We start from the raw sequence: 14,449 nt of genomic DNA, 5'->3' as shown, positions 1-14,449 counted from the left end.
AGCGAGGGAACGTCATTTTTTCAGAAGGTCAGCGGCGTTGACCTTTTATCGACAGGCAAAACTGTCAACTTTTTCCTTGTCGCCGCCGATATAGCGCGCAACCTTGGGCCAGGGGCAAAGCGGGCGCGTGCGCTCCGGGCTCCAATCGACGGGGATCTCCTTGTTGCCCGCGCTCACTGTGGCGATGATGCGGTCCGGCGCCTTGCCCTGTTCGGCCCAATCGACGATCGCCGACAGCATGTCGAAATTGTCGGTCGCCGGACCCTTCGAACAATGGTTCATGCCGGGCACGGCGAAGAGGCGCGCGAAAGACCCGGCGTCGCCGCCATTGTTGGCGTCGAGTTTCTCGATCCAGGTCGCGCTGGCGTTGAAAGAGAAAACCCCGTCGCTTTCACCATGATACAGGATGATCTTGTGGCCAGCCGCCTTCAGCGCGCTGAGCTTGGGATCGTCGGCGTCCGGCGGCGTCATGAACGCCCAGGCCGATTGAGAATAATCGATCGTCCTGCCGTCGAGCGAGGACGGACCTTTCGCATAGATTTTCGGCGCGTCGCGATCGAAATCGAAATGGCTCAAGTAAGCCATCAGCGAATCGGGATCGCCCTTGGTCATGGTCGGCGGCGTGGTGAAAATGGCCGCGAGCGAGGCCGCGCCCATCGTCGCAATCAGCGGATTGTTGTTCCACGGCGGGATGCCGCTGAATACTTTCCAGAAACGCCAGTTGGCTCCGCCCATTCCGGCGTCGAAAGGCCAGTCGGAATAGAGCTGTTCGCCTTTGCTGTTGCGCGGGCCGCCAAAAGCGCGCGTCAGCGCCTCGACCTGAATCTTCGACAGGCATTGGTCCGTTTTCTCGCCCGAACATTGGAGATCGGCAAGATGAAACGCCTTCTGGCACGCTTTGATGTCGCCGACCATCCCGTCTTCAACGCCGTCAAGCTTGTCGCATGCGTCCAGAACCTTGCGGCTGATCAGCGCCATATCGGTCGGCGAAAAGGACTTCTTCACATCGGGATCGACCATTTCGAAGCTCTGCACGTCCCAGGCGTGCTGGATCGCGGCGCGCGGCAGATTGAAGCCGGGATCGCCGGCGACGAAGCCGTCATATTGGTCGCCCATGCGGGACGCCGCCACCATCGCGTGGCGCCCGCCATTGGAGCAGCCAAACATATAGGACCGCGCCGGCGGCTCGCCGTAGAATTTGGCGATGATCGCTTTGCCGATGGGTCCGAGCGTCGCGTCTCCCGCATAGCCGTAATCGTCGCGCGCCTGCGGATCGAGGCCGAAGGCGGCGCCGGATCCGAGGCCGAAGCTGGTGTTGGCGGGATCGGCGCCGCTATGGCCCTCATCGCTGCTCAACACCGCAAAGCCGCGCGCGAGCGCCGGCTTGCCGCCATAGGCGTTGAGCTCATGCGGATCGCCGATAGCGGGGACGACCTCGCCGTCGTTGCCGCCATTGACCTGATGAAGGAAGCGGCCATTCCATGGCGCGGGCAGCCGCATTTCAAAATCGAGCGCATAATGCCGGCCGTCCGCGCCGATGCGGTCATTGGCCACGCCCTTGAGGACGCAGGCCGCCGGCAGGCCCTTGTCCGCGGGTGCGGATTCGGCCGAGACGATCTTCACATTGGAAAGTCCGAGCGTCTGCGTCGTCAGTTGGTCGCAGGCGATCGGCTTGGCCCTGGCGGAGACGTCGTCCGCGCTCAACGCACCCGCCAAAGCGGGAAGAGCTGTCAGCGCGCCGATTGCCGCGCCCGCGAACAGGCCGATCCTTGTCATGATGTCCTCCCTGTCGCCCGCGCCGGCCGGGCGCGACAAGTCCGATCAAACTCGGACGAGCCCACCTCGCGCCCGCCAATTCGGCTGCTTCAGTATAGTTATATGGTATAACCTAATCGGCCTCAAGGCGCGCGGCTCATCGAAGTCCGACCGGTGCGGGCGTGCTCCATCGCAACGTGAAACTCATCCGTTGACGTTAAGGCCCGGCGGCCTTTGTTAGGCTGGGCGAGGATGCGAGGCGCCCGCGCGCGAACAATCGGGAGGCGTTTTGCGGCGGCGCTCTTCTACGGCCCCGTCCGCACGCCATCCTTCTCCGCTTCGGCGTTCAGGCGCTCGGCGTCCTCCTCGAGCAGGAAGCGCTGCGAAACGAGCGCATCGGTCGCTTTCTTCACGGCGTCGACATAGGCCGCTTTTGTCGGATAGCGTTCTTCGATCGACGGACGCGGATCGGCCGCCGCCTCGCGCTCGGCCTTGGTTGGCGCAAAGGGCACGAAACTGCCGGAAAAGATGCAGAAACCATCTTCGAACCTGTCCTTCCGGAACAAATTCCAGCCGGTATAGGTGCCGATCGGCGCCTGCAGGTAGACATCGCGAATGCCGGCCAGATCGATGCCGTCGGAATCAACCTGCGGCGTCAGGATATTGTAGCTCGCCGACCCCACTTTAGGCGGCTCGATGCTGATCACGCCGGAGGTTTCGGCGGCCTTGTAGCCGGGACCGAAATCGAGCGGATGCAGCCTGTCGACGACGCCGAGATAGCGCACCGCCGGTCGCTCGACGCCGCCATAGTTCGTGGCGGGGATCGTCGGAAAGCGCACGGCGTCCGGCGGCACGAGCGTCGCGTCGGCAATGCGCGGAATGGTCGAGGGCGGCGGCTCGCGCCCATCCTTCACCCATGCGGTGAGCGCGGCGAGGAGGGCGCGCATCGTCCAGGTATGCGGGTTCGGATTGGGTTGCTGCGCGCACAGGCCGAACGGCGCTTTCGCCGGTAGGGGTAGGGGAGGCGGGCCGTGCTGCGTGCTGGCCATGATATAGACCCGCACATTCGGCGGCTGCACCGCGTCTTGCAGGCCGAGCGGATCGGTAAGGCCGAGCGATTGGCGCGCTTCCCAGATTTCGAGCGCGGTCGCGGCATGGATGATGAACGGGCAGGTTTGGGTCGCCGCGCATCGGTCGAGAATGCCCTGCGTGCGGCCGGTGATGGGATCTTTTTCCGCGCCATAGGTGAAGGGAAAATCATAGGCGGGGTAGAGATGATCGATTTCCTCGCCCCAGGCGCGTCCGGGCTGGGCGAAACGCAGGCTGAGCGGCAGCAGGCCGCCGCCGATATGTGGCAGCGCCGCGTCGAAGACCTGTTTGCCGTCCTCGCTTTGATTGAAGCCAAGCATCAGGAACGTGCGGATCATGCGCCCGCTCTGCGAGGTGCCCATGACCAGGGCCTTCACCGCATCGCCATGCACGACAGGATTGACGGCGCCCGCGTCGTCTTTGACGGCTGTCTTCAGAAAGGCGCCAAGATCGCGCGTCACGGCATAGCCGAGGCCCATCACGACCGGATCCTTCGCTTTATAGATCAGTTCGTAGAGCTTGCCGGGCTGGAAACCGGACGGCATGCAGATTTGCTTGTCGCTCGGCGTCGGCGGCGCGCCATTCGGACAATTGGCGAAGCTCCATTGCGTATTCGGCACAGGCTCGCGCGGCGCTGTCTCACGAGACCGCATCGTCAGCGTCGGCAAGAATCCGTCCGCCAGCGGAACGCGATTGTCGATGTTCAGCGTTGGGTAGGAATCGTGAGTCATGCCGGTGAAGAAGCCGCTCGACAGGTTGAACGTCGTCGTTGGCGCGACGGGTACGAATTCGGCCCGCACGGGGCCGGTGATTGGCGAGCCGTCGTCGTTGTGCGCCACCGGCGCCCTGAAGGTCATGCGGCCATCGCCTGGCAGCACGTCCGCCTGCCAGCCGAAGAAGATCATCGTGTAGCCCTGCCGCTCCAACCAGCCGTCGCCAGGACTCGACAGACGGTTGATGTCGCCCACGACGCTTGGTTCATCGGCGTTGAACGGGACGAACAGGCCCTTGTTGCCGCGGTTGAGAATATTGAAAAGCAATATGCCGTTCGACTTCGCGGGATCGGCGGGGCGCAGGATCTCGATGTCGGTGGAATATTCCACCATGCCGCGCGCGTTCTTCGGCGCAAGGCCGATGTCTTGTATGCTGGCATTGGCGGGCGCTTTCGGGTCGACCTCGCCATAGGCGCGACCGACAAGGTGATCGAAGCCGCCGGCTGCGCCGAAGCTGCGGCCCTCAAAGGCCGGCTCGGTCTTCGTGATCTCGATGCGCGTGATGCCCGCTTCGGCCGTGGACGCCGTCAGGACGCATGTCGCCGCCGCCATGGCCGCCAACCGGTGAAGCATCAATTGTTCTCCTCAACTTTCGCCGTTCGTGGAATTCAGGCCGCGTAGCGCCATCATCACAGCGCGGCGACATTCCGGCAATGCCCGCGCAGGGCGCCCGCGACTGAGCGTCGCATCGCCGACAACATGTCAGGCGATCTTTATCATGGCGCCGGTCCGCGCCGATTCCTTGACCGCCTCGATCACTTTGAGCGTGTTCAGGCCTTCGCGCCCCGGCACGATGGGCGAGGCTTCGCCGCGGATGACGGCGCAGAAATGGCGGATCTGGACCTTCAACGGGTCTTCGGGAACGAAGGGCGCCTGCTCCCGGATAAGCGGCTCCCACCAGCCGCGCTTGCCGGGGTTGGACCATATCTCAAGCTGCGGGATCGAAAGGGCGCCGTCCGTGCCGCCGATCTGATAGCAGCTTTGGTCCTGGCGCGGATAGGCGGGATTTTCGCCGGTCGTCAGCTCCCAGCTCCAGGGCGCAACGACGCAATCGGATGCATTGATCGTGCCGAGGGCGCCATTGGCGAAGCGCAGCAAGATGACCGCGCTGTCCTCCACCGCATGGCCGCGAATGGCGCTGGACTCCTGCGCCTGGACCGAAACGATCTCGCCGCACAGATAGCGTAGGAGATCCACGTCGTGGATCAAGTTCAACAGAATCGGCCCGGCTCCCTTTGTGCGCCGCCAGTCGGGGACGAAATAATCTTCCGGCTTGATCAGCCAGAACGCGGCATGGACCGTCACGACGCGGCCGAGACGGCCGGAATCGATGATTTGCTTGGCCTTCTGGATCATCGGATTATAGCGGCGGTGATGGCCGACAAGCAGCGGCACGCCGGCCTTTTCGGCAGTGCTCACCAACGCCTCGCCGGTAGCGACGTCGGCGGCGATCGGCTTCTCGACGATGGCCGGCACGCCGGCCCCGACCGCTTTGAGGCCATGCTGGACATGAAGTTGATTGGGCGTGGCGATGATGATCCCATCCGGTCGATCGGCGTTCACAAGGTCGGCGAAACTTGCGAACCAGGGAACGCCAAGCTGCTCGGCGACCTGACGCCCGACGGGGGACGGATCGACGATCGCCGACAGCGTCGCGCTCGGTTCATCGGCGATGAGTTCGGCGTGTCGTTTGCCGATCATGCCGGCGCCGAGGACAGCAAGTTTCACGGGCCGCATGGAGTTTTCTCCGGCTGTCAAAGCGCTTCTGAAATGTTTGGTCCTCAGACGATCGGCGCCGATCGTCATCGGGCGCGAATTCAAGCCTCTGATCTTGTCGCATATCGGCGATCGGGGCGAGACCGATGAGCGATCAGGGAGAATACGACAGAGCTGCGATCAAAGCCCTAGGTCGAGCCTGAGACCCGTCTCGGCGTCTTGCGCAAGCGCTTGCGCGGCGAGTCGCGCGGGCGTGTTGGCCGCGCCGAACAGGTCGTAATTCCGGCGCTGGACGATTTCAAAGAAGAAGCGGTCTTTGAACGTGCGCGAATAGATGTGGAAGAATTCACCGTCCTTGACGCGATCGTAAAGCACGCCGAGCGACCGCATCCGCGCGAGAAGGTCGGGCACGAGGTCGAAACGGGCGGCGAGGTCATCGTAGTAATTGTCGGGAATGGCGAGGAAGGCGACCCCCTTGGCTTGCGCGGCCTCCACGGCGGCGAAAATGTCTGGCGTCGAGAGGGCGATCTGTTGGAAGCCGGCGCCGCCGAAGGCGTCGAGAAAGCGCGAGACCCCGGTGGCGCCGCCTTCGGAGACATTCAGCGCGATGCGCACATTGTCGCCAGGACTGCGCAAAGAACGGCTGAAGAAGGCGCCATGCGGATCGGCGATCTCCACCTGCGGTTCGAGGCGGAATCCGAGCACGGATTTGTAGAACAGCGACCAGGTGAGGAACTCGCTGCGCCGAACGACATTGGAGAGATGATCGATCTTCCGCAGCGCTGCTGAATCGGCGAAGGCGGGCTCCTCGATGAAATCGCGCTCCCAATGCGAAGCCGCGCCGGCGTCGATGAAATAGAGGAGACTGCCTTCGACCCCGCCGGCCGCCGGAATCAGGGCCTCGCCGGGGCCGATCTTGCCGAAATAAATCGGGCATTCCATCGCACGGGCGCGCTCAAGCGCCCGCTCGACCGCATCGACGCGCAGCGCCAGCGCGCAAACGGATGGGCCGTGCAGCATGTTGAAGGCATGCGCGAAGCCCTCGCGCTCGCGATTGACGACGAGATTGATCTCGCCCTGGCGATAGAGATCGACGTCCTTGGAGCGATGGCGCGCGGCGAGGCGAAAGCCCAGACCTTCGATCAGGCTCGCAAACGCTGCGCTATCGGCGTCGCCGGTTGCAAATTCGATGAATTCAATGCGCTCGACACGTGGCGCGGGCGGCAGCGGCGCCAGATCGATCAAGGGCGGCTCGTCGCGCTCCTGGCGCCGGGCCGCAAGTTGTTCGCCGGTCATGCGCAGCGCGCGCAGGCCGTCGAGCGCGATGGAATTGGCCGAAGCGCCGCGAAACTGATCGTTGAATATCTCCAGCGAAACCGGGCCGCGATAGCCGGTGCGCGTGATCGCGTCGAGAAAGTCGACGATCGGATAGTCGCCTTGGCCGGGATAACACCGGTAGTGCCGGCTGAGCGAGAGCGGATCCATCTGAATCGCAGGGGCGTCGGCGACCTGAACCAGCGCGATGCGATCGGCCGGCAACGTGCTCATCGGTTCAATCGGATTGTTGCGCACGCAGGCGTGGAAACTGTCGAGGACGATGCCAAGATTGGCGCGGTCGGCCGCGCGCACGATGTCCCAGGCTGCGGTCCAGTCCTTGACGTGGCGGCCCCAGGCGAGCGCCTCATAGCCGATCCTGAAGCCATGCTGGCGCGCAAGGTCGGCAAGCTCGGCCAGATCCTGCGCGGCGCGCTGGGGATCGTCGATCGCCTCGTCCGAGACATTCGAGCAGAGGCACAACAGGCGCGCGCCCAGTTCATGCATGAGGTCGAACTTGCGTGCGGCGCGCTCGAAATTGCGCGCCCGGATCGGATCGGGCATCGCCTCGAAATCGCGCATCGGCTGCAGCGCGACGATTTCAAGGCCGAGATCGGCGGCCATGTCGCGCGCCTCGCGCGGCTTGCCGCTGAAGAAGGTGAGGTCGTTTTCGAAGATTTCGACGGCCCGGAAACCCGCCTTGGCCGCCGCCGCGAGTTTGGCTTCCAGCGCGCCGCCCATGCAGACGGTGGCGATCGACCATCTGATCATTTTAAAAGTCTCCTATATTTTTGATAAAATGGCATATAGAAGAAATGTCGGCAATATGGAATATTGCCTCAATGCGCGAATCCACAAGAGGGGAGGCGGCGGTGACGTTGGCGTTTGACGGAAGAGCTGACGGCGGGGCGACCCTTACCGAGAGCCTGCATGAGCGCATCCGCCAGGACATCATTCTTGGCGCGCTGCAGCCCGCTTCCAAGCTCAAGCTTGAAAAGTTGAGCAAATCTTATGGCGTGAGCGTCAATACGTTGCGCGAATCCCTGTCGCGGCTGGCGGCCGACGGCATGGTTGTCGCCGAAGGTCAAAAGGGTTTCGCGGTTCTGCCGGTATCGACCGAGGATCTGCGCGAGATCACGGAAATGCGGCAATTGCTGGAATGCCATGCGCTGCGTCAGTCGATCGCCAATGCCGATCTCGACTGGGAGGCGAGGCTCGTGGGCGCCTACCACAAGCTCTCCAAAGTCGAGGCTTTGGTCGAGGCCGAGCCCGAAGTCTATGGCGAGGCGTGGGAACGCTACAATATGGAATTCCACGAGGCGCTGATCGCCAATTGCCGGTCGCGCTGGCTAAGCCTGTTTCACAGGGCGATGTACGATCACAGCCAGCGCTATCGCATGCTATCGCTGAAGACCAAGCCATTTCCGCGATCGCAATCGGCCAAGGAGCATCGTCAGATACTTGACGCGGCCCTTGCTCGTGACGCCGATACGGCCGAGCGCATCCTCGCCGCCCATATTCTCAAGGGTGCCGAAGCGACGAGCCTCTTGGAGGCCAAAACGACCGATCGAACAGTGCGCCGCAAGATCACAAAGAAATGATGGATATTTTTATAAAAACTGGATATTGACAGAATATCGTCATCAAACTACGAACGCCACCGGCGTGGGCCATGTTTTGCGCGACAGGCTGTCGCTTAGCGGTCGCCGGGGCGCAGGAAACTCATGCTTCGCGATGCGGGACAAGCGAGGATGCGCCGGCTTCAGCCAGAGGAGAGGAAGCTATGTTCCGATCGTTGCGGAGAACGCGCGCAATCTTCGACATCGACCACTCCAAGCAGAGAGCAACCGTGGAATTGCGGCGTTCGGACCGCGAGAATTGCAAAGCGCGATTGGCGGGCGGGGTCGCCGGCCTTCGCCGCGGGCTGACCGGCTTTGCTCTTTTGGCGCTGGCGATAGGGGCGGCGCCGCCGCTTTGGGCGTCTGTCGCCACGGCGCAAATCGTTGAAACGCCAATCCCCGAAGATCCGATCGCGATCGACAGCGGCGCGATCTCGGGCAAAGAGCTTGCTTCCGGCGTGAAGGCTTATTTTGGCGTTCCCTATGCAGCCGCTCCTGTGCGCGATCTGCGATGGCGCGAACCCCAGCCTGTGCAAGCCTGGAAGGGCGTCTATCACGCCGACCGGATGGCGCCCGAATGCATCCAGGTGTTGCGACGCCATAATCTCAATCATTATTTCGGCGAAGAGGCGACCAGTGAGGATTGCCTCTACATGAACCTGTGGGCGCCTGCCGACGCCAAAGCGGACGCCAAGCTGCCCGTCATCGTCTACATCTATGGCGGAGGCTTCACGCTGGGATCCAGCGGCATGGCGATGTATAGCGGCGAGAATATCGCCAAAAAGGGTGCGCTCTTCGTCAGCTTCAACTATCGGGTCGGCGCGCTAGGTTATATGGCGCATCCGGAATTGACCGCCGAATCGCCGCATCACGCCTCGGGCGAATATGGGTTCCTCGATCAGATCGCGGCTCTGCAATGGGTACAGCGCAACATCGACAAGTTCGGCGGCGATGCCGGCAATGTCACGGTTTCCGGCCAATCGGCTGGCGCGATGTCGGTCTCGGCGTTGGAAGCCAGTCCCCTCGCGAAGGGCCTTTTCCAGCGCGGCTTCGCCATGAGCCTGAGCCTGTTCGACAATCGCTTTCATTTTGCGCCTTTGGCCGAGGCGGAGAAGACGGGCGTTGAGATCCAGAAGGCGCTCGGCGCGGATTCGCTCGCCGAAATGCGGCTGGTTTCCGCCGACAAGATTCTGGCGCTGCAAAAGGACTGCCAACTCGGCTGCGCGGGAACGATAGCGGTATTGCCTGACGTCGATGGTTATTTTCTGCCTGACAGCGTTCCGAACATATTCGCGGCGGGAAAGCAGAACGATGTCGCGACGATCTCGGGCTTCACGCGCGATGAGAGCTCCAACGAATTGCGCACCGCGGTCAATCTAGAAGCCTATGTCGCCGCCGCGCATAAGCTCTACGGCGATCAGGCGGAGCGCTTCCTGAAGCTCTATCCCGCCGCCGACGACGCCCAGGCTAAGGCGATGGGTCTCATCGCCGCGCGCGAGGGACAGGCGGAGGCCGGCACGAGAAACTGGGCGCTGGCGCAAAGCGCGACCGGCAAGTCTCCGTTCTTCATGTACATGTTTTCGCGCGTGCATCCTTTCGCCGATGGCGTGAAGTTTTTCGACAACCCCAAGGCGATCGGCGCCTACCATACATCCGATGTGCCGTATTGGTTCCAGACACAGGATGCGATGAACCTGTTCCGGGAAACGCGCACGTGGACGCCTTTCGACCGCGAACTCTCGGAGCGGATGGCTGATTGTCTGATCGCTTTCGCGCGGACGGGAAATCCTGCGACCGCGACGACGCCATGGCCGGCATGGACGCCCGCGTCGGAGACATATGTTGAGTTCGGCGATGTCGCCAAGGTTCAGAGCGAGAACGTGGAGCGCCTGGAGTTCCACACCCCGGCGAACGTGACGCCGTCAACCCCGCGCACTTCGCGCGATTGAAACTGCGAAGCGTTCGCTCAAGCCGGCGTATCGATGAGGATCGAGTGAAATGATCAACGGCGACACCATTCTCATCGCGCATCTTGGCTATCCGACCAAGAGCTTCAAGGCGCCGATGATCTACAATCCTTATTTCGAAAAGATCGGCGTCAATGCGATCGTGATGCCGATGGGTGTGAAGGGAGAGGACTACGCCCAAATCGTGAAAGCGCTCTTTCGCCTCGCCAATATCCGCGGCGCGCTGGTGACGATGCCGCATAAGGTGGCGACCGTCGCGCTGATGGATGAAGTCTCGACCGCGGCGCAGATCGCCGGCGCCTGCAACGCCATTCTGCTGCGGCCCGACGGCACGCTGCTTGGCGATATGTTCGATGGCGAAGGCTTTGTGCGCGGCGTGGCGCGCAAAGGACGGCGGATCGCCGGGGCGCAGGCGCTTGTCGTGGGAAGCGGCGGCGTGGGCTCGGCGATCGCGGCCTCTCTGGCGGCGGCGAACGTCGCTCGGCTTGGCCTGTTCGACGCCAATCCCGCTGCGGCCGATGCGCTTGGGCGACGGCTTTCCGAACATTATTCCAAGCTCGACATCGCATGCGGGGATAAGGATCCGGACGGCTATGACATCATCGTCAACGCCACGCCGATGGGGATGAGCGACAGCGATCCGCTGCCGATCGACGTCGCGCGCATCGCCTCGTCCGCCTTCGTCGGCGAGGTCGTCATGAAACAGGAGATGACGCCTTTGCTGCGCGCCGCGCGAGCCAAAGGTTGCGCCATCCAGGTCGGCGTGGACATGCTGTTCGAGCAGATTCCAGCCTATCTCGAATTCTTCGGCTTCCCGACAACCACGCCAGAGGAACTTCGCGCCGTCGCCCGGCTCAGCTATTGAGCTCGCCGGAGGCGCGCCCCCAGGAACAGGATCTTGTTGGACAGGTCGCGCCTCACGCCATAGAACACCGGAAACGATGATATCAGGGAGGATGAAATGAACGGCAGATTGGTTTCGTTTGGCGTCGCGCTCATGGCGAGCGTTTTTGCGGAAGGCGCGCTCGCGCAATCGAGCGGAACGATCAATCTTGCCGATGTTGCGGAATTGTCGGGCTCGGGCGCGACGGTCGGCACCAACTGGAAGAACGGCATCGATCTGGCGGTCGAGGAAATCAACGCCAAGGGCGGCGTGCTTGGCGCCAAAATCGTCGTCACCCACGCCGACTCGCAGTCGAACGCGGGGACCGCCAAGGCCCAGGCGCAGAAGGCGCTCGACGGCGAGCCCTATGCTCTGCTCGGGCCGGGCTATTCCGGTTCGGTCAAGGTCTGCGCGCCGCTCGCCGCCGAGGCGGGCATAGCGGAAATCATGGGCGGCGAGGCGGCCGAACTGACCAAAGCGGGCAACAAGTTTGTGTTTCGCACCTCGTTCGGGCAGCAGACCAGCATGCCCAAGATCGCCAAATATATAGCCGAGACGCTGAAGGCGAAGACCGCCGCGGTCGTCTGGGTCAATAATGATTTCGGCAAGGGCGGCCATGATACGATCCTGAAGGAGTTTTCCGCGCGTGGCGTCAAGGTCGTCGCCGACGATTCGACCGAAGCGGGCCAGGCCGATTTCGCGGCGGACGCGCTCAAGGTGAAAGACTCCAATCCGGATGTGGTGTTCATCTATCTCAACGAGGAGGAGAGCGCGCGCATCCTCAAGGAATTGCGCAAGGCCGATGTGAAGGCGCCGCTGGTCGGCGAGACGACGCTGATCGGTCAGAAGGTGATCGAGCTGGCGGGCGATGCGGCCAATGGCGCGCTCGGCCATGTCGGCCTGACGACGGATGCGCCGGTTCCCGCGATCAAGGCGTTCCGCGACAAGTTCGTCGCCAAATACAATTACGTGCCCGATCACAATGGCATCAAGGGTTATCTGGCCGTCTACATGATCAAGGCCGCGACGGAGAAGATGGGCAAGCTCGATTCCAAGAATCTCGCCGCCGCTCTGCATGGCCTGACGATCACGCCCGACAAGGAGCCGGGCATCCTGATGGAAGTGACGATCGACGAGAACGGCGATCTCGATCGCCAGAGCTTTCTTGGCGAAGTCGTCAACGGCAAACAGGCGATCAAGGAAGTTCTTCCCAAGCTGAAGAACTGACGGCGCCGCCGCGAATGGCCTGCGCCATCCAAATTGATGGGCGCTCGCCTTCCCCTTCCCCCCTTGTGGGGGAAGGTAGGGATGGGGGGCCGCGCCGACTTGCCGAACAAAAGAAGTTGCGCATCAACGGGATTCTGCGGTGCGACCCCCCTCCCTAACCCTCCCCCACAAGGGGGAGGGAATATTGGCGCCTTTCAATTTAACCGACGTTGGTCACTAGATATCGAGGGGGCTTATGGCCAATTTCGTTGCGCTCTTGATCGCGGGTCTGGCCACCGGCGCTCTTTATGCGTTAGTCGCCGTTGGCTTCACGCTGCTCTGGCAGACGTCGCAGACGATCAATTTCGCACAGGGCGAATTCGTCATGCTGCCCGCCTTTTTCATGCTGGCGGCGATGCATGCCGGATTGCCGTTCTGGGCCGCGATCCTGGTCGGGCTGGCGCTTTCGGTCGCGATCCTCGGTTTCGCGTTCAAGCGTCTTCTCGTCGATCCGATGCTGCGACATGGCGTGCTGCCATTGGCGATCGCGACGATGGCGCTGTCGACGTTCCTGAAAGAATCGGTCAAGACTTTTTATTCGGCCGAGGCGTCGCCCTTTCCTTCAATCGCGCCCGATGCATATCTCCATCTGTTCGGCCTCTCGGTCTCCTGGCAGAATATCGTCGTGCTCGGCGTCGCGATCGCGGCGGTCGTCGCTCTGCAATTTCTGCTGCAGAGAACCCGCACCGGTCGCCAGATGCAGGCGGCGGCGCAAAACCCGACGGTCGCCCGCATTCTGGGCGTGCCGGTCGAGCGGATGATCCTCTATACCTTCCTCATCAATGGCGCGCTGGTCGCCCTCGCTTCCTTACTGATCTCGCCGATCTATCTGGCGAAATTCTCCAATGGCGACACGCTCGGGCTCGCCGCCTTCATCGCCGCCATCGTCGGCGGCTTCAACCAAATCCGCGGCGCGATCGTCGGCGGCCTTCTTCTGGGCATCGTCGACAATCTCTCCGCCGCTTACATCTCGACGCAATATCGCGGCGCCATCCCGCTGTGCCTGCTGATCGTCATCATCCTGTTCCGGCCCAATGGCTTGCTCGGACGGGCCGAGGAGCGCACGGTATGAGCGAGGCCGCGCGGACGCGATTGAATTACGCTGGCGTTGCGATCGCGCTCGCTTTCCTCATTCTGGCGCCGCTCGAATTTCATCGTTATGGAATCTACATCCTGAGCCAATGGGCAGTGATGACGATCGCCGCGATCGGCCTTAACCTGACGCTCGGCTATGCCGGTCAGGTCTCGCTCGCACAGGGCGCCTTTGTTGGAATCGGCGCCTATTGCGCGGCGATTTTGACGACGCAAGGTTGGCCGCTCATCGCCGCTATCGCTCTGGCGCTCGTGCTTTGCTTCGTCATCGGCTGGCTGCTCGGCTATCCCGCGCTGCGCGTGCAGCATCATTATCTCGCCTTCGTCACGCTCGCTTTTTCGACGCTCGCCTTTCTCGTTTTCCGCAACGAATCCTGGCTGACCAATGGCACGGAGGGGATCGACGGCGTTCCTCGTCCGACCGTCCTCGGCCTGTCGACCACGCCGCATTTGTACTATTACTATTTCTGCCTGTTCATGCTCGCGCTCGTCACATTGGCGACGCTTGGGCTTGTCCGCTCGCCCTGGGGCCGCGCTTTCATCGCCTTGCGTGAGAATCCGCTTCGCGCCCTTTCACTCGGCGTCGACACGCGGCGCTATATTCTGATGGCCTTCGCGATTGGCTCGGCGCTCGGCGGCCTCGCCGGCGCGCTTTATGCGCCGCTCGTCGGCCTGGTCGAGCCGCCCGCTTTCACGCTGACGCTGTCCTTGAATCTCCTGATGATGGTCATTGTCGGCGGCTCGGGCTATTTCCTCGGGCCGTTCCTCGGCGGGCTTGTCGCGGTGCTGCTGCCTGAATGGCTGCGCGTCGTCGATAATTATTACCTGATCCTCTATGCGCTGCTCGTGATGGGGCTGCTTATCTATTCGCCGACCGGTCTGATCGGCATTGTCGATCGCTTCCTCGTCGATCGCCGCACACGCGCCGCCTCAGCCGCCAGAGCCGCCGCCAGCGCCTCGATCGAGAGGCCCTGA

General features: G+C 62.6%; 10 protein-coding genes. 6 read left to right on the top strand and 4 right to left on the bottom strand.

The window, feature by feature from the left end; all coding sequences use genetic code 11:
* Nucleotides 1-45 precede the first annotated feature (45 nt).
* From GSQ90_RS18430 to GSQ90_RS18415, 4 genes are all read right to left on the bottom strand, one after another.
* The gene (locus GSQ90_RS18430) at nt 46-1,776 is read right to left on the bottom strand and encodes a tannase/feruloyl esterase family alpha/beta hydrolase (protein ID WP_158816345.1); all 1,731 of its coding nucleotides are present in this window, start codon (nt 1,774-1,776) and stop codon (nt 46-48) included.
* Between the two features lie 284 nt (nt 1,777-2,060).
* The gene (locus GSQ90_RS18425) at nt 2,061-4,190 is read right to left on the bottom strand and encodes an alpha/beta hydrolase domain-containing protein (protein WP_158816344.1); all 2,130 of its coding nucleotides are present in this window, start codon (nt 4,188-4,190) and stop codon (nt 2,061-2,063) included.
* A 129-nt stretch (nt 4,191-4,319) separates the two neighbouring features.
* Nucleotides 4,320-5,354 (bottom strand): Gfo/Idh/MocA family protein, encoded by a 1,035-nt coding sequence (locus GSQ90_RS18420; protein WP_158816343.1) that lies wholly within the window; start codon nt 5,352-5,354, stop codon nt 4,320-4,322.
* Nucleotides 5,355-5,513: 159 nt separating this feature from the next.
* A complete protein-coding gene (locus tag GSQ90_RS18415; protein WP_158816342.1) occupies nt 5,514-7,418 on the bottom strand; it encodes a bifunctional sugar phosphate isomerase/epimerase/4-hydroxyphenylpyruvate dioxygenase family protein in 1,905 nt (634 codons plus the stop codon).
* A 71-nt stretch (nt 7,419-7,489) separates the two neighbouring features.
* Between GSQ90_RS18415 and GSQ90_RS18410 the strand changes: the two genes are divergently transcribed.
* From GSQ90_RS18410 to GSQ90_RS18385, 6 genes are all read left to right on the top strand, one after another.
* A complete protein-coding gene (locus tag GSQ90_RS18410; protein ID WP_158816341.1) occupies nt 7,490-8,248 on the top strand; it encodes a GntR family transcriptional regulator in 759 nt (252 codons plus the stop codon).
* A 182-nt stretch (nt 8,249-8,430) separates the two neighbouring features.
* A complete protein-coding gene (locus GSQ90_RS18405) occupies nt 8,431-10,215 on the top strand; it encodes a carboxylesterase/lipase family protein (RefSeq protein ID WP_158816340.1) in 1,785 nt (594 codons plus the stop codon).
* Nucleotides 10,216-10,264: 49 nt separating this feature from the next.
* On the top strand, nt 10,265-11,098 hold the full coding sequence (locus GSQ90_RS18400) for a shikimate dehydrogenase (protein WP_158816339.1): 834 nt from the start codon (nt 10,265-10,267) through the stop codon (nt 11,096-11,098).
* A gap of 132 nt (nt 11,099-11,230) precedes the next feature.
* Nucleotides 11,231-12,343 carry an ABC transporter substrate-binding protein gene (locus tag GSQ90_RS18395; RefSeq protein ID WP_158816607.1) on the top strand — a complete coding sequence of 371 codons (1,113 nt, stop codon included), beginning with the start codon at nt 11,231-11,233 and terminating at the stop codon, nt 12,341-12,343.
* Nucleotides 12,344-12,578: 235 nt separating this feature from the next.
* Nucleotides 12,579-13,454 carry a branched-chain amino acid ABC transporter permease gene (locus GSQ90_RS18390; RefSeq protein ID WP_158816338.1) on the top strand — a complete coding sequence of 292 codons (876 nt, stop codon included), beginning with the start codon at nt 12,579-12,581 and terminating at the stop codon, nt 13,452-13,454.
* Nucleotides 13,451-14,449, top strand: coding sequence for a branched-chain amino acid ABC transporter permease (locus GSQ90_RS18385; RefSeq protein WP_158816337.1), 999 nt, complete (start codon nt 13,451-13,453; stop codon nt 14,447-14,449). The genes GSQ90_RS18390 and GSQ90_RS18385 overlap by 4 nt, the downstream gene beginning before the upstream one ends.

The organism is Methylocapsa sp. S129 (assembly GCF_009765995.1).
GTDB lineage: Bacteria > Pseudomonadota > Alphaproteobacteria > Rhizobiales > Beijerinckiaceae > Roseiarcus.
The sequence above is the reverse complement of the archived record's forward strand: the minus strand, read 5'-3'. Positions and strand labels throughout refer to the sequence as shown.

What these genes read in the sequence shown, in the direction of transcription:
- GSQ90_RS18430 (WP_158816345.1), bottom strand. Translation starts at nt 1,776, where the DNA reads ATGACAAGGATCGGCCTGTTCGCGGGCGCGGCAATCGGCGCGCTGACA.
- GSQ90_RS18425 (WP_158816344.1), bottom strand. Translation starts at nt 4,190, where the DNA reads ATGCTTCACCGGTTGGCGGCCATGGCGGCGGCGACATGCGTCCTGACG.
- GSQ90_RS18420 (WP_158816343.1), bottom strand. Translation starts at nt 5,354, where the DNA reads ATGCGGCCCGTGAAACTTGCTGTCCTCGGCGCCGGCATGATCGGCAAA.
- GSQ90_RS18415 (WP_158816342.1), bottom strand. Translation starts at nt 7,418, where the DNA reads ATGATCAGATGGTCGATCGCCACCGTCTGCATGGGCGGCGCGCTGGAA.
- GSQ90_RS18410 (WP_158816341.1), top strand. Translation starts at nt 7,490, where the DNA reads ATGCGCGAATCCACAAGAGGGGAGGCGGCGGTGACGTTGGCGTTTGAC.
- GSQ90_RS18405 (WP_158816340.1), top strand. Translation starts at nt 8,431, where the DNA reads ATGTTCCGATCGTTGCGGAGAACGCGCGCAATCTTCGACATCGACCAC.
- GSQ90_RS18400 (WP_158816339.1), top strand. Translation starts at nt 10,265, where the DNA reads ATGATCAACGGCGACACCATTCTCATCGCGCATCTTGGCTATCCGACC.
- GSQ90_RS18395 (WP_158816607.1), top strand. Translation starts at nt 11,231, where the DNA reads ATGGCGAGCGTTTTTGCGGAAGGCGCGCTCGCGCAATCGAGCGGAACG.
- GSQ90_RS18390 (WP_158816338.1), top strand. Translation starts at nt 12,579, where the DNA reads ATGGCCAATTTCGTTGCGCTCTTGATCGCGGGTCTGGCCACCGGCGCT.
- GSQ90_RS18385 (WP_158816337.1), top strand. Translation starts at nt 13,451, where the DNA reads ATGAGCGAGGCCGCGCGGACGCGATTGAATTACGCTGGCGTTGCGATC.